The sequence below is a fragment of the Pseudomonas sp. AF32 genome, assembly GCF_022342325.2.
Taxonomy (GTDB): domain Bacteria; phylum Pseudomonadota; class Gammaproteobacteria; order Pseudomonadales; family Pseudomonadaceae; genus Aquipseudomonas; species Aquipseudomonas uvaldensis.
In genome coordinates this window covers 65,822-90,240 of the sequence record NZ_RQJK02000005.1, presented here as the reverse complement: position 1 = coordinate 90,240, position 24,419 = coordinate 65,822, and the positions used below count along the sequence as shown (strand labels likewise).

20 protein-coding genes and 1 pseudogene are annotated in these 24,419 nt (G+C 59.4%); 5 read left to right on the top strand and 16 right to left on the bottom strand.

Annotated features, from left to right (window positions below):
• Nucleotides 1-452: 452 nt before the first annotated feature.
• From sucD to sdhC, 9 genes are all read right to left on the bottom strand, one after another.
• The gene (sucD, locus tag EGM97_RS06520; RefSeq protein ID WP_053149972.1) at nucleotides 453-1,337 is read right to left on the bottom strand and encodes a succinate--CoA ligase subunit alpha; all 885 of its coding nucleotides are present in this window, start codon (nucleotides 1,335-1,337) and stop codon (nucleotides 453-455) included.
• Nucleotides 1,337-2,503 carry an ADP-forming succinate--CoA ligase subunit beta gene (gene sucC / locus EGM97_RS06515; protein ID WP_003179235.1) on the bottom strand — a complete coding sequence of 389 codons (1,167 nt, stop codon included), beginning with the start codon at nucleotides 2,501-2,503 and terminating at the stop codon, nucleotides 1,337-1,339. Before sucC ends, sucD begins: the two co-directional genes overlap by 1 nt.
• A 196-nt stretch (nucleotides 2,504-2,699) precedes the next feature.
• Entirely contained in the window at nucleotides 2,700-4,136 is a 1,437-nt protein-coding gene (gene lpdA, locus EGM97_RS06510; protein WP_238965461.1) for a dihydrolipoyl dehydrogenase, read from the bottom strand.
• Between the two features lie 103 nt (nucleotides 4,137-4,239).
• Nucleotides 4,240-5,463: a 2-oxoglutarate dehydrogenase complex dihydrolipoyllysine-residue succinyltransferase gene (gene odhB, locus EGM97_RS06505; RefSeq protein ID WP_232777464.1), complete on the bottom strand. Its 1,224-nt coding sequence runs from the start codon at nucleotides 5,461-5,463 to the stop codon at nucleotides 4,240-4,242.
• A 42-nt stretch (nucleotides 5,464-5,505) separates the two neighbouring features.
• Nucleotides 5,506-8,337: a 2-oxoglutarate dehydrogenase E1 component gene (locus EGM97_RS06500; RefSeq protein ID WP_238965462.1), complete on the bottom strand. Its 2,832-nt coding sequence runs from the start codon at nucleotides 8,335-8,337 to the stop codon at nucleotides 5,506-5,508.
• Nucleotides 8,338-8,599: 262 nt separating this feature from the next.
• Complete coding sequence (locus EGM97_RS06495; protein ID WP_039594133.1) at nucleotides 8,600-9,304, bottom strand: succinate dehydrogenase iron-sulfur subunit; 705 nt, start codon at nucleotides 9,302-9,304, stop codon at nucleotides 8,600-8,602.
• Between the two features lie 11 nt (nucleotides 9,305-9,315).
• Nucleotides 9,316-11,088 (bottom strand): succinate dehydrogenase flavoprotein subunit, encoded by a 1,773-nt coding sequence (gene sdhA, locus EGM97_RS06490; protein ID WP_053149959.1) that lies wholly within the window; start codon nucleotides 11,086-11,088, stop codon nucleotides 9,316-9,318.
• 3 nt (nucleotides 11,089-11,091) lie between these two features.
• A complete protein-coding gene (gene sdhD / locus EGM97_RS06485) occupies nucleotides 11,092-11,460 on the bottom strand; it encodes a succinate dehydrogenase, hydrophobic membrane anchor protein (RefSeq protein WP_047698960.1) in 369 nt (122 codons plus the stop codon).
• Nucleotides 11,454-11,840 (bottom strand): succinate dehydrogenase, cytochrome b556 subunit, encoded by a 387-nt coding sequence (gene sdhC, locus EGM97_RS06480; RefSeq protein WP_172679607.1) that lies wholly within the window; start codon nucleotides 11,838-11,840, stop codon nucleotides 11,454-11,456. The genes sdhD and sdhC overlap by 7 nt, the downstream gene beginning before the upstream one ends.
• A gap of 351 nt (nucleotides 11,841-12,191) precedes the next feature.
• Between sdhC and gltA the strand changes: the two genes are divergently transcribed.
• Nucleotides 12,192-13,481 carry a citrate synthase gene (gltA, locus tag EGM97_RS06475; RefSeq protein WP_053149956.1) on the top strand — a complete coding sequence of 430 codons (1,290 nt, stop codon included), beginning with the start codon at nucleotides 12,192-12,194 and terminating at the stop codon, nucleotides 13,479-13,481.
• Nucleotides 13,482-13,791: 310 nt separating this feature from the next.
• On the opposite strand, the gene EGM97_RS06470 is transcribed toward gltA, so the two are convergent.
• The 3 genes from EGM97_RS06470 to EGM97_RS06460 all read right to left on the bottom strand — a co-directional run bounded on the left by EGM97_RS06470 (nucleotide 13,792) and on the right by EGM97_RS06460 (nucleotide 16,929).
• Complete coding sequence (locus tag EGM97_RS06470; protein WP_238965463.1) at nucleotides 13,792-15,450, bottom strand: cation acetate symporter; 1,659 nt, start codon at nucleotides 15,448-15,450, stop codon at nucleotides 13,792-13,794.
• Nucleotides 15,447-15,758 carry a DUF485 domain-containing protein gene (locus EGM97_RS06465; protein WP_238965464.1) on the bottom strand — a complete coding sequence of 104 codons (312 nt, stop codon included), beginning with the start codon at nucleotides 15,756-15,758 and terminating at the stop codon, nucleotides 15,447-15,449. Before EGM97_RS06465 ends, EGM97_RS06470 begins: the two co-directional genes overlap by 4 nt.
• A gap of 316 nt (nucleotides 15,759-16,074) precedes the next feature.
• Nucleotides 16,075-16,929 (bottom strand): glycine betaine ABC transporter substrate-binding protein, encoded by an 855-nt coding sequence (locus tag EGM97_RS06460; RefSeq protein ID WP_238965465.1) that lies wholly within the window; start codon nucleotides 16,927-16,929, stop codon nucleotides 16,075-16,077.
• A 373-nt stretch (nucleotides 16,930-17,302) separates the two neighbouring features.
• Between EGM97_RS06460 and EGM97_RS06455 the strand changes: the two genes are divergently transcribed.
• The gene (locus EGM97_RS06455; protein ID WP_238965466.1) at nucleotides 17,303-18,601 is read left to right on the top strand and encodes a serine/threonine protein kinase; all 1,299 of its coding nucleotides are present in this window, start codon (nucleotides 17,303-17,305) and stop codon (nucleotides 18,599-18,601) included.
• On the top strand, nucleotides 18,594-19,382 hold the full coding sequence (locus EGM97_RS06450) for an MlaA family lipoprotein (protein ID WP_238965467.1): 789 nt from the start codon (nucleotides 18,594-18,596) through the stop codon (nucleotides 19,380-19,382). The genes EGM97_RS06455 and EGM97_RS06450 overlap by 8 nt, the downstream gene beginning before the upstream one ends.
• Before the next feature lie 69 nt (nucleotides 19,383-19,451).
• On the opposite strand, the gene EGM97_RS06445 is transcribed toward EGM97_RS06450, so the two are convergent.
• Entirely contained in the window at nucleotides 19,452-20,366 is a 915-nt protein-coding gene (locus tag EGM97_RS06445) for a DUF808 domain-containing protein (protein ID WP_238965468.1), read from the bottom strand.
• Nucleotides 20,367-20,493: 127 nt separating this feature from the next.
• On the opposite strand from EGM97_RS06445, the gene EGM97_RS06440 reads away from it, so the two are divergent.
• On the top strand, nucleotides 20,494-21,099 hold the full coding sequence (locus EGM97_RS06440) for a TetR/AcrR family transcriptional regulator (RefSeq protein WP_053149934.1): 606 nt from the start codon (nucleotides 20,494-20,496) through the stop codon (nucleotides 21,097-21,099).
• 129 nt (nucleotides 21,100-21,228) lie between these two features.
• On the opposite strand, the pseudogene EGM97_RS06435 reads toward EGM97_RS06440, so the two are convergent.
• From EGM97_RS06435 to EGM97_RS06425, 3 genes and pseudogenes are all read right to left on the bottom strand, one after another.
• A pseudogene (locus tag EGM97_RS06435) lies at nucleotides 21,229-21,686 on the bottom strand (REP-associated tyrosine transposase).
• Complete coding sequence (locus EGM97_RS06430; RefSeq protein WP_238965531.1) at nucleotides 21,614-21,829, bottom strand: hypothetical protein; 216 nt, start codon at nucleotides 21,827-21,829, stop codon at nucleotides 21,614-21,616. The pseudogene EGM97_RS06435 and the gene EGM97_RS06430 overlap by 73 nt, the downstream one beginning before the upstream one ends.
• A 78-nt stretch (nucleotides 21,830-21,907) precedes the next feature.
• On the bottom strand, nucleotides 21,908-22,339 hold the full coding sequence (locus EGM97_RS06425; protein ID WP_238965469.1) for a GlcG/HbpS family heme-binding protein: 432 nt from the start codon (nucleotides 22,337-22,339) through the stop codon (nucleotides 21,908-21,910).
• Between the two features lie 268 nt (nucleotides 22,340-22,607).
• Here EGM97_RS06425 and gcl point away from each other — a divergent pair, with 268 nt between their 5' ends.
• Nucleotides 22,608-24,383: a glyoxylate carboligase gene (gcl, locus tag EGM97_RS06420; RefSeq protein ID WP_238965470.1), complete on the top strand. Its 1,776-nt coding sequence runs from the start codon at nucleotides 22,608-22,610 to the stop codon at nucleotides 24,381-24,383.
• The last annotated feature ends 36 nt before the right edge of the window (nucleotides 24,384-24,419 follow it).

The following is a 24,419-nucleotide window of genomic DNA, read 5'->3' as shown; positions in this document are numbered from 1 at the left end:
TCCCTTATGGGTGAGGGAAATGCTGTCGATCCGTATAAGACCGACCCGTTTAGCGCGCCGCTTCCTTGTGAGCCGCGAGCGCAAAAATGGACGCTAGCCTAACGAATTTGAGCGACAAACGCACTGTTAAGGGGCGAAGTATCCGATACACGACATTTCCGTGTCGCGTTTACGTATCTATTTTTCCACCTGTCCCTTTTCTTCAGGAACAGGGCAGGCTTCTTGTGGCGAGGGGATTTATCCCCGCTGGGCTGCGAAGCAGCCCCAATAGGGTAACCGCAATCCTCCAGATAAACCGCGCTCGATTGCTTGGGGGCTGCTTCGCAGCCCAGCGGGGATAAATCCCCTCGCCACAAAAACCCATAGCTACCTATAAGGTTTTCCAATACCAGAAACGACAAAGGCCACCCGAAGGTGGCCTTTGTTGCTGGAACGAGAAGGTCAGCCGAAGCTTACTTCTTCATTTCCCAGCCAGTCAGCTCGGCCAGGGCCTTGCCGATGTCTGCCAGCGAACGCACGGTTTTCACGCCTGCGTCTTGCAGCGCAGCGAATTTCTCGTCTGCAGTGCCTTTGCCGCCAGAGATGATTGCGCCAGCATGGCCCATGCGCTTGCCCGGAGGAGCAGTCACGCCTGCGATGTAGGACACAACCGGCTTGGTCACGTTGGCCTTGATGAAGGCTGCGGCTTCTTCTTCAGCGGAACCGCCGATCTCACCGATCATCACGATCGCTTCGGTCTTCGGGTCTTCCTGGAACAGCTTCAGGATGTCGATGAAGTTGGAGCCCGGGATCGGGTCACCACCGATGCCGACGCAGGTGGACTGACCGAAACCGGCGTCAGTGGTCTGCTTCACGGCTTCGTAAGTCAGGGTGCCGGAACGGGACACGATACCGACCTTGCCTGGCAAGTGAATGTGACCTGGCATGATGCCGATCTTGCACTCGCCTGGGGTGATCACGCCTGGGCAGTTAGGGCCGATCAGGGTGATACCCAGCTCGTCGCACTTGACCTTGGCTTCCAGCATGTCGATGGTCGGGATGCCTTCGGTGATGCACACGATCAGCTTGATGCCGCCGAACGCCGCTTCCAGGATGGAATCCTTGCAGAAAGGAGCCGGAACATAAATCACGCTGGCGGTAGCGCCAGTGGCAGCAACAGCGTCCTTGACGGTGTTGAAGACAGGCAGGCCCAGGTGCTCGGTGCCGCCTTTGCCCGGAGTTACGCCGCCAACCATCTGGGTGCCGTATTCGATGGCTTGCTGGGTGTGGAAGCTACCTTGCGAACCGGTAATACCCTGGCAGATAACCTTGGTGTCTTTATTGATCAGGACGCTCATTATTTGCCCTCCGCAGCTTTGACGACTTGTTGAGCAGCGTCGGTCAGGCTGGTAGCAGCGATGATGTTCAAACCGCTTTCTGCCAGTACTTTAGCGCCCAGCTCAGCGTTGTTGCCTTCAAGGCGAACAACAACCGGGATTTTCACGCCGACTTCTTTCACCGCGCCGATGATGCCTTCGGCAATCATGTCGCAACGAACGATGCCGCCGAAGATGTTGACCAGTACTGCTGCGACATTGGTGTCGGACAGGATGATCTTGAACGCTTCGGTTACGCGTTCCTTGGTAGCACCGCCGCCCACGTCGAGGAAGTTGGCTGGCTTGCCGCCGTGCAGGTTGACGATGTCCATGGTACCCATGGCCAGACCGGCACCGTTGACCATGCAGCCGATGTTACCTTCCAGGGCTACGTAGTTCAGTTCGAACTTGGCAGCGTGCGCTTCGCGCGGATCGTCCTGGGACGGATCGTGGAAAGTCTTCAGCTTAGGCTGACGGTACATGGCGTTGGCGTCGATGTTGATCTTGGCATCGAGGCAGTGCAGGTCGCCGTCGGCCTTGATCACCAGCGGGTTCACTTCCAGCAGTGCCAGGTCGTGGTCCTGGAACAGCTTGGCCAGACCGACGAAGATCTTGGCGAATTGAGTGACCTGCTTGCCTTCCAGGCCCAGCTGGAATGCCAGCTCGCGCCCCTGGAATGGCTGAGCGCCAACCAGTGGATCGATAGTGGCTTTCAGAATTTTTTCTGGAGTGTCGTGAGCGATTTTCTCGATGTCCACGCCACCTTCGGTGGAAGCCATGAACACGATGCGGCGGCTCGAACGGTCTACGACAGCGCCCAGGTACAGCTCTTTAGCGATATCAGTGCACGATTCAACCAGGATTTTGGTGACCGGCTGACCATTGGCGTCAGTCTGGTAGGTCACCAGACGCTTGCCCAGCCACTGCTGTGCGAAGGCTTTGGCGTCTTCTTTGCTGCGAACCAGCTTTACGCCGCCCGCTTTACCGCGACCACCGGCGTGAACCTGGGCTTTGACAACCCACTCGCTGCCGCCGATTTTGTCGCAAGCTTCTGCTGCCGCTTCCGGGGTGTCTACCGCGTAGCCTGTGGATACTGGCAGGCCGTATTCAGCGAACAGCTGCTTACCCTGATACTCGTGAAGATTCATGCTTATTACCGTCTTCGTTAGGTACTGCGCATTCGGTGCTGCACCAGTTTAGTGCCGCACCACCTGTGACTGCTGCTTGCGTAGCCTTCCGGTGAACCGGCAGAGCTACGCAAGACTGCGTCCAGCGGACATTCCGCGGTGAGTCTTGCTCGCAAGGCTCACGACGGGCCGAACCGCCGTGGTTTCTTATTATCGATTAACGCTTCTTGCGGTTGGCCACGTGGATGGCGCCGCCATTTACGGCCAGGGCCGCTTCGTGCAAGGCTTCGGACAGGGTCGGATGGGAGAAGACCATCATGCCCAGGTCTTCAGCGCTGGTGCCGAATTCCATCGCGATCGCGCCTTGCTGTACCAGCTCGGCAGCGCTCGGGCCAATGACGTGAACGCCCAACACGCGATCCGTCTTGGCATCGGCGATGACTTTCACGAAACCGCCGGTATCGTTGGCTGCCATGGCACGGCCACTGGCGGCGAACGGGAAGGTGCCGACGTTAACCTCGACGCCCTCGCCTTTCAAGGTCTGCTCGGTTTTACCGACCCATGCGATTTCCGGGTGGGTGTAGATAACCGATGGGATCAGGTCGTAGTTCATCTGGGCCTTGTGGCCCTTGATGCGCTCGACGACCATGATGCCTTCTTCGGAAGCCTTGTGGGCCAGCATCATGCCGCGAACCACGTCACCGATGGCGTAGACGCCCGGTACGTCGGTTGCGCAGTGGTCATCGACCGCGATGAAACCACGCTCGTCGATCACCACGCCGCAATCAGCAGACAGCAGATCGGTGGTCACCGGACGACGGCCCACTGCAACGATCAGCTTGTCGAAAGTGATGGTCTGTTCGCCGTTGGCGTCGGTGTAGTTGACCACAACTTCTTCGCCGGTGACTTTCGAACCGGTTACGCGAGCGCCCAGCTTGATGTCCAGGCCTTGCTTGGTCAGGGTCTTCAGCGCTTCCTTGGAAACCGCGGTGTCGGCGGCCATCAGGAAGGTGTCGAGGGCTTCGAGCACGGTCACTTGCGCACCCAGGCGCGACCATACCGAACCCAGCTCCAGGCCGATCACGCCGGCGCCGATCACGCCCAGGCGCTTCGGCACGGACTGGAATTCCAGGGCGCCGGTGGAGTCGACGATCACTTTCTGATCGACTGGAGCCGGTGGGATGTCGATCGGACGCGAACCCGGAGCCAGGATGACGTTCTCGGCTTCGATCACTTCAACCGAGCCGTCGGGCTTGGTCACTTCGACTTTCTTGCCCAGCAACAGCTTGCCGTGGCCCTGAATCGAGGTCACGCCGTTGGCCTTGAACAGGGTAGCAACGCCGCCAGTCAGGTTCTTGACGATGCCAGCCTTGCGGCCAACCATCGCTGCGACGTCCATCTTGACTTCGCCGGTGGAGATGCCGTGGACGTTGAAGCTTTCTTTCGCTTCCTTGTATTTCCAGGAACTGTCCAGCAGCGCCTTGGAAGGAATGCAGCCGACGTTCAGGCAAGTACCGCCAAGGGCCAGCTTCCCTTCACCATCGGTGTATTTCTCGATGCAGGCAGTGGTCAGGCCAAGTTGCGCAGCCTTGATGGCCGCTACATAGCCACCAGGGCCCGCACCAATCACTACCACGTCGAATTTCTGAGTCATGAAAAAGATTCCTTTTAGCTGCAAGCTATAAGCCGCAAGCTACAAGCTCAAACCTCGCCCGCAGTGGGCTTGAGGCTTGGCGCTTGCAGCTTGTAGCTGCTTTTTAAATATCCAGGAGCAGGCGAGCCGGATCTTCAAGCAGGTTCTTGATGGTCACCAGGAACGTCACGGCTTCTTTACCGTCGATCAGACGGTGATCGTAGGACAGTGCCAGGTACATCATCGGACGAATCACGACTTGACCGTTGATTGCCATCGGACGCTGGATGATGTTGTGCATACCCAGGATCGCCGCTTGTGGCGGGTTGACGATCGGGGTCGACATCATCGAACCGAATGTACCACCGTTGGTGATGGTGAACGTACCGCCGGTCATCTCTTCGATGGACAGTTTGCCGTCACGGGCTTTCTTGCCGAAGGTGGCGATGCCGCCTTCGATTTCGGCCAGGCTCATCAGCTCGGCGTTGCGCAGTACCGGCACCACCAGGCCACGGTCGCTGGAAACAGCCACACCGATGTCGGCGTAACCGTGGTAGACGATGTCGGAACCGTCGATCGACGCGTTGACCGCCGGGAAGCGTTTCAGCGCTTCGGTGGCAGCCTTGACGAAGAACGACATGAAGCCCAGGCGTACCCCGTTGTGGCTCTTCTCGAACAGGTCCTTGTACTTCGAACGCAGTGCCATGACTTCGGTCATGTCCACTTCGTTGAAGGTGGTCAGCATCGCCATGTTCGACTGGGCTTCGACCAGACGCTCGGCAACCTTGGCACGCAGGCGGGTCATCGGAACGCGTTTTTCAACACGATCACCGGCAGCGAACACCGGAGCGGCGGCAGCTGGCGCGGCAGGCTTGGACGGAGCGGCGGCTGGAGCGGCTTTCTTGGCAGCCACGGCGGCAACCACGTCTTCCTTGGTCACACGACCACCCTTGCCGGTGCCGGCAACGGAAGCGATGTTGATGCCATTCTCTTCAGCGATCTTGCGGGCCGCAGGCGCGGCAACCGGATCGTCTTCGCCATCGGCAGCTGGAGCAGCAGCCTGGGCAGCGGCAGGAGCAGCCGCGGCGGCAGGAGCAGCGGCTGCAGCGCCACCTTCAACGATCGAGCCCAGCACTTCGTCGGACAGGACGGTATCGCCTTCGTTCTTGACGATCGCGCCCAGCACGCCGTCTGCGGTGGCCAACACTTCCAGCACGACCTTGTCGGTCTCGATGTCGACGATCAGTTCGTCACGCTTGACGGCGTCGCCCGGTTGCTTGTGCCAGGTGGCAACGGTGCCATCGGCAACCGATTCCGGGAAAGTGGGGGCTTTGATCTCGATAGCCATTGTCTTTGGTTCCTTAAATTCGGTTTCAGGTGCGCGAAGGCGTTAAACGGTAAACGCGTCTTGCAGCAGTTGTTCCTGCTGCTCGGCGTGCATCGATGCGTAACCACATGCCGGTGCAGCAGAAGCCTCACGGCCCGCGTATTCGAGTACGAGCGACTTGTTGAGGTAGCTGATGCTGCGACGCAGGTGGTGTTGGCTGCAGTACCACGCGCCCTGGTTCATCGGCTCTTCCTGACACCAGACAGCCGCTTTGGCATTGGTGTAAGGCGCCAGGACTTCCTTCAAGTCGTCCTCAGGGAATGGGTACAGCTGCTCGATACGCACGATGGCAATATCTTCACGGCCTTCGGCACGGCGTTTTTCCAGCAGGTCGTAGTAGACCTTGCCGCTGCACAGAACAATGCGCTCGACCTTTTTCGGGTCCAGGGCATCGATTTCCGGGATAACGGTCTGGAACGAACCGTCGGCCAGGTCTTCGAGCGTCGAAACAGCCAGTTTGTGACGCAGCAGCGACTTCGGTGTCAGGACGACCAGAGGCTTGCGCAGCGGACGAATCACCTGACGGCGCAGCAAGTGGTAGATCTGTGCCGGCGTGGTTGGCATGCACACCTGGATGTTGTGCTCGGCGCACAATTGCAGGTAACGCTCCAGACGCGCCGAGGAGTGCTCGGGGCCCTGACCTTCATAGCCGTGCGGCAACAGCATGGTCAGGCCGCAGAGACGACCCCACTTATGCTCGCCACTGGTGATGAACTGGTCGATCACGACCTGTGCACCGTTGGCGAAGTCACCGAACTGGGCTTCCCAGATCACCAGCGCGTTCGGCGTGGTAGTCGAGTAACCGTATTCGAATGCCAGTACGGCCTCTTCCGACAGGAAGGAGTCGTACAGGTCGAACAACGGCTGGCCCTTGTACAGGTTCTTCAGCGGAATGTAGGTGCTGGCATCTTTCTGGTTGTGCAGGACGGCATGACGGTGCGAGAACGTACCGCGGCCGATGTCCTGGCCGGTCATGCGGATCGGGTGACCTTCGAACGCCAGGGTCGCGTACGCCATGGTTTCGGCGTAGCCCCAGTTGATCGGCAGGCCGCCGGCTTGCATTTTCTGACGGTCTTCGTAGATCTTCGCGACCTGGCGCTGGACCACGAAGCCTTCCGGAATTTCCAGCAGCTTCGCGGACAGTTCCTGCAAGGTCTTGAGGTCGAAACGCGTGTCGTGACGTGCAGTCCAGGCGTGACCCAGGTATGGGCGCCAGTCCACGAACAACTCTTTGTTCGGCTCCTTGACCAGGCTTTTCACCACGTGCAGGCCGTTGTCCAGCGCGTTGCGGTATTCGTCGACCTTGGCCTGGACGCGCTCGGCATCCAGTACACCGTCCTGGATCAGGCGATCAGCATACAGCTCGCGGGTGGTGCGCTGCTTGGTGATCTGCTGGTACATCAGCGGCTGGGTGCCGCTTGGCTCGTCCGCTTCGTTGTGGCCGCGACGACGGTAGCAGACCAGGTCGATCACCACGTCACGCTTGAACTGCATGCGGTAATCGATAGCCAGCTGGGTCACGAACAACACGGCTTCCGGATCATCACCATTCACATGGAGGATCGGCGCCTGGATCATTTTCGCGACGTCGGTGGCGTACTCGGTGGAGCGCGAGTCCAGCGGGTTGCTGATGGTGAAACCGACCTGGTTGTTGATCACGATGTGCACGGTGCCGCCGGTCTTGAAACCGCGGGTTTGCGACATCTGGAAGGTTTCCATGACCACGCCCTGGCCAGCGAATGCCGCATCACCGTGGATGGAGATCGGCAGGACCTTCTCACCGGTCGGGTCGTTGCGACGATCCTGGCGGGCGCGAACCGAACCCTCGACCACCGGGGAAACGATTTCCAGGTGGGACGGGTTGAACGCCATGGCCAGGTGGACTTCACCACCGGTGGTCATCACGTTGGACGAGAAACCCTGGTGGTATTTCACGTCACCGGAGCCCAGCTCGACCTTCTTCTTGCCTTCGAACTCGTCGAACAGCTCACGCGGGTTCTTGCCGAAGGTGTTGACCAGCACGTTCAGACGGCCACGGTGGGCCATGCCGATGACGACTTCCTTGGTGCCATAGGAACCGGAACGCTGGATCAGCTCGTCGAGCATCGGGATCAGGCTTTCGCCGCCTTCCAGGCCGAAACGCTTGGTGCCCGGGTATTTGGTGCCCAGGTATTTCTCCAGGCCTTCACCGGCCGTCACGCGCTCCAGCACATGGGTCTTGATGTCGGCGGAGTACGTCGGACGCCCGCGCACGCTTTCCAGACGCTGCTGGAACCACTGGCGCTGCTCGGAATCGGTGATGTGCGTGAACTCAGCGCCGATGGTGCGGCAATATGTCTGCTGCAACGCTTCGTGAATTTCGCGTAGGCTCGCTTCCTCTTTGCCGATGAACAGGTCGCCGGCACGGAAGGTCGTATCAAGATCGGCATTGGTCAAGCCGTAATGAGTGATCGACAGGTCTGCAGGTGCAGGACGCTGCCACAGCCCCAGCGGGTCCAGCTGGGCTGCCTGGTGGCCTCGCATCCTGTAGGCCTGGATCAATCGCAGCACTTCGACTTGCTTTTTCTCGTGCTCACTGCTCACGCTGCCGGCAGATACCGGTTGGGCGCGGCGCTGGTTCTTCGCCAGCAGCACGAAATGATCGCGAATCGTCGAGTGCGAAACATCTGTGGCAGAGCTACCGTCGGCGGGCAGCTTCTGAAAGTAGGTGCGCCATTCTTCTGGCACAGCGTTAGGGTCGTGCAGGTAGAGCTCGTAGAGCTCTTCCACATAGGCAGCGTTACCACCGGAGAGGTGGGCACTGTTCCACATGCGCTGCATCACGCTTTCTTGCATGCTTGGTCACCCTCGATTAGGGGAACACCACCGGCGAAAACACCGAGCAAACTTGCAGAAGTCCGAGTGCAGCGACTAAAACAAGCCACTTAGGATCACGCTGATAGTCCGGGTACCAGCCCGGATGCCCCTGCTTGTCTCATTTCTTCAAAAATAAGAACCGCCGCTTTGTGAGCGGCTGTTCTGGTTATGCTACGACGCGGGTTGAAGCCCGCGCCCTAGCCTCTACGGGTACAGCGGTTCTACGGGTACAGCAGCTGAATCACACGCCGTTTTGCAGCAGCATGTTACGTACGTGACCGATGGCCTTGGTCGGGTTCAGGCCTTTCGGGCAGACGTTGACGCAGTTCATGATCCCGCGGCAGCGGAATACGCTGAACGGGTCATCCAATGCCGCCAAACGCTCGGACGTCTTGGTGTCACGGCTGTCTGCCAGGAAGCGGTACGCTTGCAGCAGGGCGGCCGGGCCCAGGAACTTGTCCGGGTTCCACCAGAAGGATGGGCACGAGGTCGAGCAGCAGGCGCACAGGATGCACTCGTACAGACCGTCGAGCTTCTCACGCTCTTCCGGGGACTGCAGACGCTCGATGGCCGGAGCCGGCGTGTCGTTCTGCAGGAATGGCTTCACCTTCTCGTATTGCTTGTAGAAGATGCTCATATCGACGACCAGGTCACGGATTACCGGCAAACCTGGCAGCGGACGAACGATCAACTTGTTGCCTTTTACCACGGCAGACAACGGCGTGATGCAGGCCAGGCCGTTCTTGCCGTTGATGTTCATGCCGTCGGAGCCGCAAACGCCCTCGCGGCAGGAACGACGATAGGAGAAACCTTCGTCCTGTTCCTTGATCAGGGCCAGCACGTCCAGCACCATCAGGTCCTTACCACCGGTATCGACCTGGAAATCCTGCATGAACGGCGCGGCGTCCTGATCAGGGTTGTAGCGATAAACACTGACTTGCAACATAGCGGTCACCCTTAATAAGTCCGGACTTTAGGTTCGAAAGTCGGAACAGTCTTCGGCGAGAAATTCACGGCACGCTTGGCGACACGTTTCTCACCCGGGAAGTACAAGGTGTGGCACAGCCAGTTTTCGTCGTCACGGTCTTCATAGTCTTCGCGGGCATGGGCACCACGGGACTCTTTACGGGTTTCTGCCGCGATGGCGGTGGCTTCGGCCACTTCCAGCAGGTTCTGCAGCTCCAGCGCTTCGATACGTGCAGTGTTGAACGCCTGTGACTTATCGTTGATCTTCACGTTGGCGATTCGTTCACGCAATTGCGCCAGCTGGGCGATACCCTTCTGCATGTACTCACCGGTACGGAACACACCGAAGTAGTTCTGCATGCAGCTTTGCAGCTCGCGACGCAGGGTGGCGACGTCTTCGCCTTCGGTACGCTCGTTCAGACCGGCCAGACGCTTGAGGGCCACGTCGATGTCGGTGTCGCTGGCGTCGCGGTATTCGATACCGTCGGTCAGCGCTTTCTCCAGGTGCAGGCCGGCAGCGCGGCCGAAGACCACCAGGTCGAGCAGCGAGTTGCCGCCCAGGCGGTTGGCACCGTGAACCGATACGCACGCCACTTCACCCACCGCGAACAGGCCAGGGATGATCTGGTCCACGCCTTCAGCGTCCTGGGTGATCGCCTGACCATGAATGTTGGTGGCAACGCCGCCCATCATGTAGTGGCAGGTTGGAACGACCGGAACTGGCGCGACGACCGGGTCGACGTGAGCGAAGGTCTTGGACAGTTCGCAGATGCCTGGCAGGCGGCTGTGCAGCACCTCCTCGCCCAAGTGGTCCAGCTTGAGCATCACGTGGTCGCCATTCGGACCGCAACCGTTGCCGGCGATGATCTCTTTAACCATCGAACGGGCCACGACGTCACGACCGGCAAGGTCCTTGGCGTTCGGAGCATAACGCTCCATGAAACGCTCGCCGTGCTTGTTGATCAGGTAACCGCCTTCACCACGGCAGCCTTCGGTGACCAGTACACCGGCGCCGGCGATGCCGGTCGGGTGGAACTGCCACATTTCGATGTCCTGCACCGGCACGCCGGCACGCAGGGCCATGCCAACGCCGTCGCCGGTGTTGATCAGGGCGTTGGTGGTGGAAGCGTAGATACGGCCTGCACCGCCGGTCGCCAGCACGGTGGCTTTCGAACGAATGTAGGTGGTTTCGCCGGTTTCGATGCAGATGGCGATCACGCCGACGAAAGCGCCGTCCTGGTTCTTCACCAGATCAACGGCGTAGTACTCGTTCAGGAACGTAGTACCGGCTTTCAGGTTGCCTTGATAAAGAGTGTGCAGCAGGGCGTGACCGGTACGGTCGGACGCCGCGCAGGTACGCGCAGCCTGGCCGCCCTTGCCGTAGTCCTTGGACTGACCACCGAACGGACGCTGGTAGATACGGCCGGTTTCGGTACGCGAGAACGGCAGGCCCATGTGGTCCAGCTCGAACACGGCGGCCGGGCCTTCCTGACACATGTACTCGATAGCGTCCTGGTCACCGATGTAGTCGGAACCCTTGACGGTATCGTACATATGCCAGCGCCAGTCATCGTTCGGGTCGGCCGAAGCGATGGCGCAGGTGATGCCGCCCTGGGCGGACACGGTGTGCGAACGGGTCGGGAAAACCTTGGTGATCACGGCAGTCTTGTGACCGCCCTGTGCCAGTTGCAGCGCTGCGCGCATGCCGGCACCGCCGCCGCCAATGATGATGGCGTCGAAGGAAATAGTTGGAATGTTAGCCATGGATCAGATACCCCAGAGAATCTGTACGCCCCAGACGAAGTAAGCGAACATCGCAACGCCGCATACCGCCTGGAAGAGAAAACGTACGGCAGTCGCCGACTTGCCGAACGCCATCTGCGTCAGGTAGTCGGTGGCGATGGTCCACATGCCGACCCAGGCGTGAGCGCCCAGTGCGACGAGGGCCAGCAGACTGAAGATACGCATCCAGTTGCTTGCGAACAGTTCATGCCATTGGGCGTAGCCCAGGCCAGGGTTTGCTACGACATATCCGATCAGGAAAATGAAGTAAGCCGCGAGAACGACCGCAGACACACGCTGCGCCATCCAGTCATAGAGGCCCGAACGCGAAAGGTTCGTGACGTTGGTTACCATATCCAGACTCCTGCCAGAACAATTACCACCACGGAAACGGCGATAACGATTTTCGAGCCCAGCTTGCCGCCTTCCAGCGTCTCACCGATGCCCATGTCCATGATCAAGTGGCGCACACCGGCGACCAGGTGATACAGCAAGGCGGACAGGATGCCCCAAATCACTAGCTTGGCTAGCGGACTGGTCAGACACGCTTTCACCTGACCGAAGCCTTCTTCCGAGTCGAGCGACTTGTCCAATGCATAAAGCATGATGGCCAGGCTGACGAAGAGGATGACACCGGAGATACGGTGAAGAATGGACGTGTAAGCAGTGACTGGGAGTTTGATGGTCCTTAGGTCTAGGTTTACAGGTCGTTGGCTTTTCACGGCTTTTTTCACACTGAAGAGCCCCTAAGAATCAGGGCAAAGTTGTTGCGGCGCGCACTGGTCAGGTACTCACCACCCAGGGAGTGACGACCCCCAGCAAAGCTGGCCCAAAAGCCCCTGGCGGTCGGCTGCCGAGTATAGACAGTTAGGTTACTAATGACAACGCGTTCACCTTCCACTGATGGCGCATTGCACATGGGCGGCAAAAGGCGTAAACGGCAGGCAATTTCGAGGAAAAAGTCAGGTTAAAGCCTTCTGGAGCAAGACTTTAGGCAAATTGACATTCGGATTTATCTCACTATAGTGGTGCGGGCCCTGCGTGGGGGGTCTGTCTGATGATTCCAAGCATTAATAGGAGGCCACATGGCTGACAAAAAAGCGCAGTTGATCATCGAGGGCGCAGCCCCCGTCGAGCTGCCCATTTTAACCGGCACCGTTGGTCCCGATGTAATCGACGTCCGCGGCCTGACGGCCACGGGCCGTTTCACCTTCGACCCAGGTTTCATGTCGACCGCCTCGTGCGAATCGAAGATCACCTACATCGACGGCGATAACGGCATCCTGCTGCACCGCGGCTACCCGATCGAGCAACTGGCTGAAAAATCGGACTACCTGGAAACCTGCTACCTGCTGCTCAACGGCGAGCTGCCGACCGCAGAGCAAAAGGCCCAGTTCGTCAGCACCGTGAAGAACCACACCATGGTGCACGAGCAGTTGAAGTCCTTCTTCAACGGCTTCCGTCGCGACGCCCACCCGATGGCCGTCATGTGCGGCGTTGTCGGCGCCCTCTCGGCCTTCTACCACGACTCCCTGGACATCAATAACCCCCAGCATCGCGAAATCTCCGCGATCCGCCTGGTGGCGAAGATGCCGACCCTGGCAGCCATGGTCTACAAGTACTCCATGGGCCAACCCATGATGTACCCGCGCAACGACCTCAATTATGCAGAGAACTTCCTGCATATGATGTTCAACACCCCGTGCGAGATCAAACCGATCAGCCCGGTGCTCGCCAAGGCCATGGACCGGATCTTCATCCTCCATGCCGACCACGAGCAGAACGCTTCCACGTCCACCGTGCGCCTGGCCGGCTCCTCGGGTGCCAACCCGTTCGCCTGTATCGCCGCCGGTATCGCCGCACTCTGGGGCCCGGCCCACGGCGGTGCCAACGAAGCGGTGCTGACCATGCTCGATGAAATCGGCGATGTCTCGAACATCGACAAGTTCATCGCCAAGGCCAAGGACAAGAACGATCCGTTCAAGCTGATGGGCTTCGGTCACCGTGTCTACAAGAACCGCGACCCACGCGCCACCGTGATGAAGCAGACCTGCGACGAAGTCTTGAAAGAACTGGGCATCAAGAACGATCCGCAACTCGAACTGGCCATGCGCCTGGAAGAGATCGCCCTGACCGACCCGTACTTCATCGAGCGCTCGCTGTACCCGAACGTCGACTTCTACTCGGGGATCATCCTCAAGGCGATCGGCATTCCAACCAGCATGTTCACCGTGATCTTCGCCCTGGCGCGCACCGTGGGCTGGATCTCCCACTGGAAGGAAATGCTCTCCAGCCCGTACAAGATCGGCCGTCCACGCCAGCTGTACACCGGCTACGAGTCGCGTGACATCACCAAGTTGGAAGATCGCAAGTAAGACCCAGGTCTTGCACTGAGTCTCAAGCGGCATCGAAACAGCCCCTGCTTCTTCTTTTATATAAGAGCGGGGGCTGTTTTGTTTCTGCCTCTAAAATCTCAGCGGAAGAACCGACGTCATCGCGAGCAGGCTCGCTCCCACAAGGGTTCTTCAGTGAATACAGGTTTTGTGTTCACAACAGATCAACTGTGGGAGCGAGCCTGCTCGCGATGACGATAGACCTGCCCCCTTCCTTAAACCAGGTACAAAAAATACCCCAGCCTCTCGACCGGGGTATTTCCTTTGAAGCGTGAAGCTTGTCGCTTAGATCTTAATGGTTAACCGCCCCGCTCGCCCCCAGGCCAGTCTGCGAACGCACGAACTGCGGGAAGAACAGCGCCCGCTCGTTGTCGGCGGCCGTCGACTTGTCGGTGATGGAGAAGAACCAGATACCCACGAACGCGATGATCATCGAGAACAGCGCCGGGTATTCATACGGGTAGATCGGCTTCTCGTGGCCCATGATCTGCACCCAGATGGTTGGGCCAAGAATCATCAGGCCCACGGCGCTGACCAGGCCCATCCAACCGCCAATCATGGCGCCACGGGTGGTCAGCTTCTTCCAGTACATCGAAAGCAACAGCACCGGGAAGTTGCAGCTCGCCGCGATGGAGAACGCCAGGCCCACCATGAAAGCGATGTTCTGCTTCTCGAACAGGATACCCAAGGCAATCGCCAGCACCGCCAGGGCGATGGTGGTGATCTTCGAGACGCGGATCTCATCCTTCTCGTTGGCCTTGCCTTTCTTGATCACGCTGGCATACAGGTCGTGGGACACCGCCGAGGCGCCGGCCAGGGTCAAGCCGGCGACGACCGCCAGGATGGTGGCAAAGGCAACGGCCGAGATGAAGCCGAGGAAGACGCTGCCACCCACGGCGTTGGCCAAGTGCACCGCCGCCATGTTGTTGCCGCCAAGCAAGGCACCTGTCGCGTCCTTGAAGGCCGGGTTGGTGCTGACCAGCAGAATCGCGCCGAAGCCGATGATGAAGGTCAGGATGTAGAAGTAACCGATGAAACCAGTGGCATACAGCACGCTCTTGCGCGCTTCCTTGGCGTCGCTCACGGTGAAGAAGCGCATCAGGATGTGCGGCAGGCCAGCGGTACCGAACATCAGGGCCAGGCCGAGGGAGAAGGCCGAGACCGGATCCTTCACCAGACCGCCAGGGCTCATGATCGCCTCGCCTTTAGGGTGAACCTTGACCGCTTCGGCGAACAGCATGTTGAAGTCGAAGTTGACGTGCTTCATGACCATCAGCGCCATGAACGAAGCGCCCGACAGCAACATCACCGCCTTGATGATCTGTACCCAGGTGGTCGCCAGCATGCCGCCGAACAACACATAGAGGCACATCAGGATACCCACCAGGACGACCGCAACGTGGTAGTCGAGGCCGAACAGCAGCTGGATCAGCTTGCCGGCACCGACCATTTGCGCGATCAGGTAGAACGCCACCACCACCAGCGAACCGCTGGCAGACAGGGTGCGGATCTGCTTCTGACCCAGGCGATAGGAGGCCACATCGGCAAAGGTATATTTACCCAAGTTGCGCAGGCGCTCGGCGATCAGGAACAGAATGATCGGCCAGCCCACCAGGAAACCGATGGAGTAGATCAGACCGTCATAGCCCGAAGCGAACACCAGCGCGGAAATCCCCAGGAAGGATGCCGCCGACATGTAGTCGCCAGCGATTGCCAGGCCGTTCTGGAAACCGGTGATCCGGCCGCCTGCCGCATAGTAGTCACTGGCCGACTTGCTGCGCTTGGACGCCCAGTAGGTGATACCCAGGGTCAAGCCGACAAACGCCACGAACATGATGATGGCGGAAACGTTGAGCGGTTGCTTCTGCACAGCCCCGGTCAGGGCTTCAGCCGCCCAGGCACCCGGAGCGAACGCTGCGATGCTCAAAAGAGCCATTAGACGCCGGATCATTGTTGAGCCTCCTTGAGAATCGCATTGTTCAGCTCATCGAACTCACCGTTGGCGCGCCGCACATAGATACCGGTCAGGATGAAGGCCGAGACGATCAGACCGACCCCGATGGGAATACCCCAGGTGATCGTCAACTCGGGCGACATCTTGGCCCCGAGTATGTGTGGCCCGTAGGCAATCAGGAGAATGAAGCCGGAATACAGCCCCAGCATGATCGCCGAAAGAATCCAGGCGAACCTTTCCCTTTTTTTCACCAGCTCCTTGAAGCGCGGGCTGTTTTGAATCGATAGGTAAATGCTGTCGTTCATTGTTTTTATCCTCGCAGCACGACTTTAGTTGGAACGACTCTACTCTATGCGGCTCAAGGCCAGGTTCCAGACGACCTTAGTATTAGAACGACATGACGGTTTTGCCAATTTCCCGCAAAAACTTTCGCAAATCCCTGTGGGAGCGGGCTTGCTCGCGAATTGCGGTAGGCCTGTGAAGTAAGGGGTGACTGACATACCGCATTCGCGAGCAAGCCCGCTCCCACAGTAGTTATGCGTCGATTTGATATTTGCAGGACACAAAAAAACCGCATGACACGCAGTCATGCGGTTTTTCGATACAGCCAGACCGGCGGGATTATTTGCCAGTCCATTCCTTGACACGGTCCGGGTGCTTGGCAACCCAGTCCTTGGCGGCAGCGTCCGGCTTGGCACCTTCCTGGATTGCCAGCATGACCTCACCGATTTCATCTTTCGACGACCACTGGAACTTCTTCAGGAACTCGGCCACTTCCGGCGCCTTGGTCGCCAGTTCCTTGCTGCCGATGCTGTTCACCGTTTCAGCCGCGCCGTAGACACCTTTCGGGTCTTCCAGGAAGCGCAGTTTCCATTTGGCGAACATCCAGTGCGGCACCCAGCCAGTGACGGCGATGGATTCGTTTTTCTTTTCGGCCCGGGTCAGTTCGGCAATCATGCCGGCGCCGGAACTGGCCTTGAGTTGATAACCGGTCAGGTCGTAGTCCTTGATCGCCTGTTCGGTCTTGAGCATCACGCCTGAACCGGCGTCGATGCCGACGATGCGCTTCTTGAAGCTTTCATCGGTCTTGAGATCGGCGACAGATTGCGCCTTCACGTACTCCGGTACGATCAGGCCGATTTTCGCGTCCTTGAAGTTGGGGCCGTAGTCGACCACTTGATCCTTGTTCTTCGCCCAGTAATCACCGTGCGTCACAGGCAACCAGGCCGAGAGCATGGCATCGAGCTTGCCGGTGGCCACGCCCTGCCACATGATCCCGGTCGCGACGGCCTGCAGCTTCACGTCATAACCAAGCTTCTGCTGAATGACCTCTGCCGCCACGTGAGTCGTCGCAACGCTGTCGGACCAGCCGTCAACGTAACCGATGCTCAGGGTTTTGGTTTCGGCACTGGCCAGGGTGGAGCTGATCGCCAGTACCAGTGCGGCACCTGCGCCCAAGAGTCGTCGCATCTTCATCGTTTACTTCCCCGAAAGTGCTGCGCCCGACGGATGCCGAGCGACATCAACGTGTTGTTATGGTGCTCAGCGCCCCCATCACGCTCGCCTGCCAAACCGGATCGAACATCAGTGGAGTACTGACCCGTCGATCATCGGCCTGCGCCGATCCGGGACCTGCTCTACCAGCGACATCGAAACAACGGGAAACGACATGGGGGACGCCGTTTGCGACAACGCGAAGGCAACTAGCCACCAACCGAGCGCAACGTGTATCGTCCCGTTGCTATTGCCCCCCGCTCACGCCTGTTGATGCCCGTCGTGGCACTTGGCTTCACTTCGGTGGTCATAGCCTGCGAACTCCATTCGGCACCTTCCTCTAAGGGATCCAGTCATGCTCCGTTCCTTGCGCTTCGCCGCCCTCACCGGCGGCCTTCTCCTGAGTGCGTCCGCGCTGGCGGCGGATATCGACGCCGCCAGCTATGGCTACCCCTTGACCAACCCGTTCGAGGCGACTATCGCCACCACGCCGCCCGACCTGCGCCCTGATCTGCCGCTGATCGAAGACATCAACCAGGCGGACCACAGCGTCACCCTGCGCCCGGAACGCGAGTTCATCCTGCCGGACAACTTCTGGCCGGTAAAAAGCCTCACCTACCGCATGGCCACCCAGGACAAGCCGGCACCGTTGATTTTCCTGATCGCCGGCACCGGTGCCCGTTACGACAGCACCCTCAACGAATACCTCAAGCGGCTCTATTACAAGGCCGGTTACCACGTGGTGCAGCTGTCGTCGCCCACCAGCTTCGACTTCATGAGTTCCGCCTCGCGCTTCGCCACCCCCGGCATCACCAAGGAAGACGCCGAGGACATGTACCGGGTGATGCAGGCCGTGCGCGCCCAGAACCCCAAGGTGCCGGTGACCGAGTATTACCTTACCGGCTACAGCCTCGGCGCCCTGGACGCAGCCTTCGTCGCGCACCTGGACGAAACCCGCCGCAGCTTCAACTTCAAGAAAGTGCTGCTGCTGAACCCGCCGGTGAACCTCTACACCTCGATCACCAACCTGGACAAACTGGTCCAGACCGAGGTGAAAGGCATCAACAGCACCACCACCTTTTATGAACTGGTGTTGAACAAGCTGACCCGCTACTTCCAGCAAAAAGGCTACATCGACCTCAACGACGCCTTGCTGTATGACTTCCAGCAGTCCAAGCAACACCTGAGCAATGAACAGATGGCAATGCTGATCGGTACCTCGTTCCGTTTCTCGGCGGCCGATATCGCATTCACCTCGGACCTGATCAACCGTCGCGGCCTGATCACCCCGCCCAAATTCCCCATCACTGAAAGCACCAGCCTGACGCCATTCCTCAAACGTGCCCTGCAATGTGATTTCGACTGCTACCTCACCGAACAAGTGATCCCGATGTGGCGTGCGCGCACCGACGGCGGCAGCCTGCTGCAACTGGTCGATCAGGTCAGTCTTTACGCACTGAAGGATTACTTGCACGAGAGTTCGAAGATCGCCGTCATGCACAACGCCGACGACGTCATCCTCGGCCCCGGCGACCTGGGCTTCCTGCGCAAGACCTTTGGTGACCGCCTGACGGTTTATCCACTGGGCGGCCATTGCGGCAACCTTAACTACCGCGTCAACAGCGACGCCATGCTGGAGTTCTTCCGTGGCTAAATATCTCCTGCTTATCGCCGCCCTGATGAGTGCAGGCGTCGTCTACGCCGACAACAGCAAGGCCCACGATCCCGTGGTGGTGGATGGCGACGGTTTCAAGGAACCGTTGACCAAACTCAAGTTCAACCCCGGACTGGACCAGCGCGAATTCGAACGCTCCACGCTCAGCGCCCTGAACGTCTATGACCCGCTGGAATCCTGGAACCGCCGCGTCTACCACTTCAACTATCGCTTCGACCAATGGGTGTTCCTGCCGGTGGTTGACGGGTATCGCTACGTCACCCCGAGTTTCGTGCGCACCGGGATCAGCAACTTCTTCAATAACCTGGGGGATGTGCCGAACCTGATGAACAGCCTGCTGCAATTCAAGGGCAAGCGTTCGATGGAAACCACGGCGCGCCTGCTGCTCAACACCACCGTCGGCATCGCCGGCCTGTGGGACCCGGCTACGGCCATGGGCCTGCCGCGCCAGAGCGAGGACTTTGGCCAGACCCTGGGCTTCTATGGCGTGCCTGCCGGAGCGTACTTCGTGCTACCGATCTTCGGCCCGTCCAACCTGCGGGATACGTCGGGTCTGCTGGTGGACTATACGGCCGAATCGGCGATCAACTTCCTCAACGTCTCGGAGGTCAGTTCGAACCACCCGGAACTGCTTCTGCTACGCGGCGTGGACAAGCGCTACCAGACCAGCTTCCGCTACGGCCAGCTGAACTCGCCGTTCGAGTATGAAAAGGTGCGGTACGTTTACACCGAGTCGCGGAAGTTGCAGATAGCCGAGTAATTTTGTCTATCCAGAAACCCATGTGGGAGCGAGCAGGCTCGCTCCCACATGGGTGATGCGTTGTTAACCTCAGTGCTTCAGCACTTTCCAGACCTTGCCCACCGCCAACACACCTGCCAGCACCGCCGCCCCCGCGACAATCCCTGCCACTGCATTGAGCAACATCGGCACGATAAACCCTGCACCGCCAACGCTGGCCGCTACGTCTTCGATCCAGTGATGCACCACCGGCACGCCATGGGTGAGGATGCCGCCCCCGACCAGGAACATCGCCGCCGTGCCGATGATCGACAGGCTCTTCATCATGTAAGGGGCGGCGCGCAGGATGGCGCCGCCGATGCTTTTGGCGGCCTGGCCCGGCTTCTGGGTCAGCCACAGTCCCAGGTCATCGAGCTTGACGATCCCGGCCACCAGGCCATAAACGCCGACTGTCATGACAATGGCGATACCCGACAACACAATCACCTGCTGAGTCAGCGGTGCATCAGCGACTGTGCCCAGGGTAATCGCGATGATTTCCGCCGACAGGATGAAGTCGGTGCGCACCGCGCCCTTGATCTTGTCCTTTTCGAAGGCCACCAGATCGACTGCCGGATCCGCCACGGCTTCGACCAGCTGGGCATGTTCGGCCTGGTCTTCGGCGGGGCTGTGAAGGAATTTATGGGCGAGTTTTTCAAACCCTTCGAAGCACAGGTAAGCGCCCCCCACCATCAGCAGTGGCGTCACCAGCCAAGGCACGAAAGCACTGATGGCCAGGGCCGACGGCACCAGGATCAGCTTGTTGAGAAACGAGCCCTTGGCGACCGCCCAGACCACCGGCAGCTCTCGCTCTGCACGCACGCCTGAGACTTGCTGGGCGTTGAGCGCCAGGTCATCACCCAGTACGCCGGCGGTTTTCTTGGCGGCCATCTTGGTCATCAATGCTACATCGTCGAGTACGGTGGCGATGTCGTCGATCAGCACCAGCAAACTGCTTCCAGCCATGGAAAGCTCCTTGGTCATAAATGCTGCGCAGCATAGCGCAAGCGCCATCCGGGGGCATTGTTGAGCCGTTCACAAGGCCGGTGCTACCATGCGCCACCGCCAGAACAGGCAAGGAACCCCTGGGTTTATGAGCACTATCCGCGAGCGCAACAAAGAACTGATCCTGCGTGCCGCCAGCGAAGAATTTGCCGACAAGGGCTTCGCCGCGACCAAGACCAGCGACATCGCGGCCAAAGCCGGCCTGCCCAAACCCAACGTCTACTACTACTTCAAATCCAAGGAAAACCTCTACCGAGAGGTTCTGGCCAGTATCATCGAGCCGATCCTCCAGGCGTCAACGCCGTTCAACGCCGACGGCGTGCCCAGCGAAGTGCTGAGCCACTATATCCGCTCCAAGATCCGCATCTCCCGCGACCTGCCCTTCGCCTCGAAAGTCTTCGCCAGCGAGATCATGCACGGCGCCCCACACCTGAGCCCCGACCTGGTGGAACAACTCAACGCCCAGGCCCGGCACAACATCGACTGCATCCAGACCTGGATCGACCGCGGCCAGATCGCCCCCATCGACCCCCACCACCTGATGTTCAGCATCTGGGCCGCCACCCAGACCTATGCCGATTTCGACTGGCAGATCAGCGCCGTGACCGGCAAGGCGAAGCTGGACGAAGCCGATTATGAAGCGGCGGCGCAGACGATTATTCGGCTGGTTTTGAAGGGGTGTGAGCCAGACTGATGTAGTTCTGGGCCCTCTTCGCGAGCAAGCCCGCTCCCACAGGGGATCCGCGGTGTTCAGACATTTTGTGCCCGCCACCGGCCTTGTGGGAGCGGGCTTGCTCGCGAATGGCGGCAACTCGATTTCAGGTCATACCCATATGGCATCCCACAGCGGATAGTCGCCAAGCCGCTCCACCAGTCCCGCCCGCAATGGATTGGCAACTACATACCGAGCCAGCCTCACCAAGTCCTCATCCCGCCGTAACGCACGGTCATGGTACCCGTACTGCCAGAGGCTCCCCGTGCTGCCAACTGCCTCATTTACATCTTTGGCACTTAAGGATTTCATCCGACACATCAACTCCCCCAGCGACCCACGATGCAATTGGACCAACCAGTGGAAATGGTCAGGCATGACAACAAATGCGAGGGAGTCGGCAATGCCCTGCCTTTGCACATCCCTGAATTGGCGAATAACCAATCTGCCAGACCATAATCCTGGAAGACAGGCTCACGCTTGCGCGTATTAGCTGTCAGTAAATAAATGCGGTTTTGTTCTGCATATCGACCGATACGCAGGCGATGTGAAGCTGATCGTTCAGGCATTGCATCGGCCTCCTTTCAATGAAGTTCTGAAAGGCTAGTGCTGTGAATGCGGCATCGTTGCCTGACTCTTTAGCTGGATGTGTCTGGTCGATGGCTTTCGCGAGCAAGCCCGCTCCCACAGGGGGGCCGTGGTGTTCAAACATTTGTGTCCGCCACCGAAACCTGTGTGGGAGCGGGCTTGCTCGCGAAGAGGCCAGTCGGCTCACCACAAAATCAAACAACTACCCCGCATCCGCCACCAACCCAACCCCCTCCACCGCCCGAATCGCCACCTGCTCATCAATATCCGAGGTATCGCCACTAATGCCCACGGCGCCCAGCACCGTTCCGTCCTGATCCCTGATCAACACCCCACCCGGCGCCGGCACGACGCTGCCCTGCCCCAGGCTGTTCAAGGCAGCGATGAAGGCCGGGCGCTGCTGGGCGTCGAGGGCGAGCAGGCGGGAGCCTTTGCCCAGGGCGATGGCGCCCCAGGCCTTGCCGATGGCGATCTGTGGGCGCAGCAGGCTGGCTCCATCCTCGCGTTGCAGGGCGATCAGGTGACCGCCCCTGTCGAGCACCGCGACGGTCAGTGGTGCACAGTGGGTTTCACGGCCTGCGGCAAGGGCTTGGCCGGTCAGGTTGACCGCGACTTTCAAGGTTAGAGCATTCATGGGTGCTGTCCTTCTTTTGTTATGGGAGAGCCTTTCGGTTTGCAATCCGAGGAAAACCGTACACAAAGAATAGAGCACAATAAAGAACATTCTTGTATACACAAAGCTCATCACAAAATCGAAAATCGACGAAAAGACGCGGCTATCGACCTCCGGACCAAATAAAACAGATGCTTGAGGAAATGGATTGACCTGCACCGCTTACCGTGAATAAACTCCAGCGCAAAGCAACTTGTATACAATTACAACAAGCAAGAGGCACAAACCAATGAGCAAAATGAGAGCAATCGAAGCCGCCGTCCTGGTGATGCGCCGTGAAGGCGTGGACACTGCCTTCGGTATTCCGGGTGCCGCGATCAACCCGCTGTACTCGGCCCTGCAAAAAGTAGGCGGCATCGATCACGTCCTCGCTCGCCACGTTGAAGGTGCCTCGCACATGGCCGAGGGCTACACCCGCACCAAGGCCGGCAACATTGGCGTCTGCATCGGCACTTCAGGCCCTGCCGGTACCGATATGGTCACCGGGCTCTACAGCGCATCCGCCGACTCGATCCCGATCCTGTGCATCACCGGGCAAGCCCCTCGCGCTCGTCTGCACAAGGAAGATTTCCAGGCAGTGGACATCACCAGCATTGTCAAACCGGTCACCAAGTGGGCGACCACCGTCCTGGAGCCCGGCCAGGTGCCCTATGCATTCCAAAAAGCCTTCTACGAGATGCGCTCCGGCCGCCCAGGCCCAGTGTTGATCGACTTGCCGTTCGATGTGCAGATGGCCGAGATCGAGTTCGATATCGACGCCTACCAACCGTTGCCTCTGGCTAAACCGGCAGCGAACCGTGTGCAGATCGAAAAAGCCCTGGCGATGCTCAATCAGTCCGAGCGTCCGCTGCTGGTGGCTGGCGGCGGCATCATCAATGCGGATGCGAGCGAACTGCTGGTGGAGTTTGCTGAGCTGACCGGCATCCCGGTCATCCCGACGCTGATGGGCTGGGGCACGATTGCGGACGACCACCCGTTGATGGTCGGCATGGTCGGCCTGCAAACCTCCCATCGCTATGGCAATGCCACGCTGCTCAAGTCGGATCTGGTGCTGGGCGTCGGCAATCGCTGGGCCAACCGCCACACCGGCTCGGTGGATGTCTACACCGAGGGACGCACCTTCATCCATGTGGATATCGAACCCACCCAGATCGGTCGCGTCTTCACGCCTGACCTGGGCATCGTTTCCGACGCGGCTTCGGCGCTGACGGTGTTCCTCGAAGTCGCCCGCGAATGGCAAGCCGCCGGCAAATTAAAGGATCGCAGCGCCTGGTTGCGCGACTGCCAACAGCGCAAGGCCAGCCTGCAACGCAAGACGCATTTCGACAACGTGCCGGTCAAGCCACAGCGTGTGTACGAAGAGATGAACCAGGTGTTCGGCAAGGACACCTGTTACGTCAGCACCATCGGTTTGTCGCAGATCGCCGGGGCGCAGTTCCTGCACGTCTACAAGCCACGCCACTGGATCAACTGCGGCCAGGCCGGTCCCCTGGGCTGGACCATTCCGGCCGCACTGGGGGTGGTCAAGGCCGATCCGAATCGCAAGGTCGTGGCGCTGTCGGGTGACTATGATTTCCAGTTCATGATCGAAGAACTGGCGGTGGGCGCACAGTTCAAGCTTCCCTATATCCATGTCGTGGTGAACAACTCCTACCTCGGGCTTATCCGCCAGGCCCAGCGGGGGTTCGACATGGACTACTGCGTGCAGCTGTCCTTCGACAACCTCAACGCTCCGGAACTCAACGGCTACGGCGTAGACCACATCGCCGTCGCCGAGGGGCTGGGCTGCAAGGCGCTGCGGGTGTTCGAACCGTCCGATATTCAACCGGCGTTGCGCAAGGCCCAGGAAATGATCGAGGAGTTCAAGGTGCCGGTCATTGTCGAGGTCATTCTGGAGCGGGTGACTAACATTTCCATGGGCACCGAAATCAACGCCGTCAACGAATTTGAAGACCTGGCGCTGGTGGGTAACGATGCGCCGACGGCTATTTCGTTGCTTGACTGAGCACTGACGTTCCCTTGTGGGAGCGGGCTTGCTCGC

What these genes read in the sequence shown, in the direction of transcription:
- sucD (WP_053149972.1), bottom strand. Translation starts at nt 1,337, where the DNA reads ATGAGCGTCCTGATCAATAAAGACACCAAGGTTATCTGCCAGGGTATT.
- sucC (WP_003179235.1), bottom strand. Translation starts at nt 2,503, where the DNA reads ATGAATCTTCACGAGTATCAGGGTAAGCAGCTGTTCGCTGAATACGGC.
- lpdA (WP_238965461.1), bottom strand. Translation starts at nt 4,136, where the DNA reads ATGACTCAGAAATTCGACGTGGTAGTGATTGGTGCGGGCCCTGGTGGC.
- odhB (WP_232777464.1), bottom strand. Translation starts at nt 5,463, where the DNA reads ATGGCTATCGAGATCAAAGCCCCCACTTTCCCGGAATCGGTTGCCGAT.
- EGM97_RS06500 (WP_238965462.1), bottom strand. Translation starts at nt 8,337, where the DNA reads ATGCAAGAAAGCGTGATGCAGCGCATGTGGAACAGTGCCCACCTCTCC.
- EGM97_RS06495 (WP_039594133.1), bottom strand. Translation starts at nt 9,304, where the DNA reads ATGTTGCAAGTCAGTGTTTATCGCTACAACCCTGATCAGGACGCCGCG.
- sdhA (WP_053149959.1), bottom strand. Translation starts at nt 11,088, where the DNA reads ATGGCTAACATTCCAACTATTTCCTTCGACGCCATCATCATTGGCGGC.
- sdhD (WP_047698960.1), bottom strand. Translation starts at nt 11,460, where the DNA reads ATGGTAACCAACGTCACGAACCTTTCGCGTTCGGGCCTCTATGACTGG.
- gltA (WP_053149956.1), top strand. Translation starts at nt 12,192, where the DNA reads ATGGCTGACAAAAAAGCGCAGTTGATCATCGAGGGCGCAGCCCCCGTC.
- EGM97_RS06470 (WP_238965463.1), bottom strand. Translation starts at nt 15,450, where the DNA reads ATGATCCGGCGTCTAATGGCTCTTTTGAGCATCGCAGCGTTCGCTCCG.
- EGM97_RS06465 (WP_238965464.1), bottom strand. Translation starts at nt 15,758, where the DNA reads ATGAACGACAGCATTTACCTATCGATTCAAAACAGCCCGCGCTTCAAG.
- EGM97_RS06460 (WP_238965465.1), bottom strand. Translation starts at nt 16,929, where the DNA reads ATGAAGATGCGACGACTCTTGGGCGCAGGTGCCGCACTGGTACTGGCG.
- EGM97_RS06455 (WP_238965466.1), top strand. Translation starts at nt 17,303, where the DNA reads ATGCTCCGTTCCTTGCGCTTCGCCGCCCTCACCGGCGGCCTTCTCCTG.
- EGM97_RS06445 (WP_238965468.1), bottom strand. Translation starts at nt 20,366, where the DNA reads ATGGCTGGAAGCAGTTTGCTGGTGCTGATCGACGACATCGCCACCGTA.
- EGM97_RS06440 (WP_053149934.1), top strand. Translation starts at nt 20,494, where the DNA reads ATGAGCACTATCCGCGAGCGCAACAAAGAACTGATCCTGCGTGCCGCC.
- EGM97_RS06430 (WP_238965531.1), bottom strand. Translation starts at nt 21,829, where the DNA reads ATGTTTGAACACCACGGCCCCCCTGTGGGAGCGGGCTTGCTCGCGAAA.
- EGM97_RS06425 (WP_238965469.1), bottom strand. Translation starts at nt 22,339, where the DNA reads ATGAATGCTCTAACCTTGAAAGTCGCGGTCAACCTGACCGGCCAAGCC.
- gcl (WP_238965470.1), top strand. Translation starts at nt 22,608, where the DNA reads ATGAGCAAAATGAGAGCAATCGAAGCCGCCGTCCTGGTGATGCGCCGT.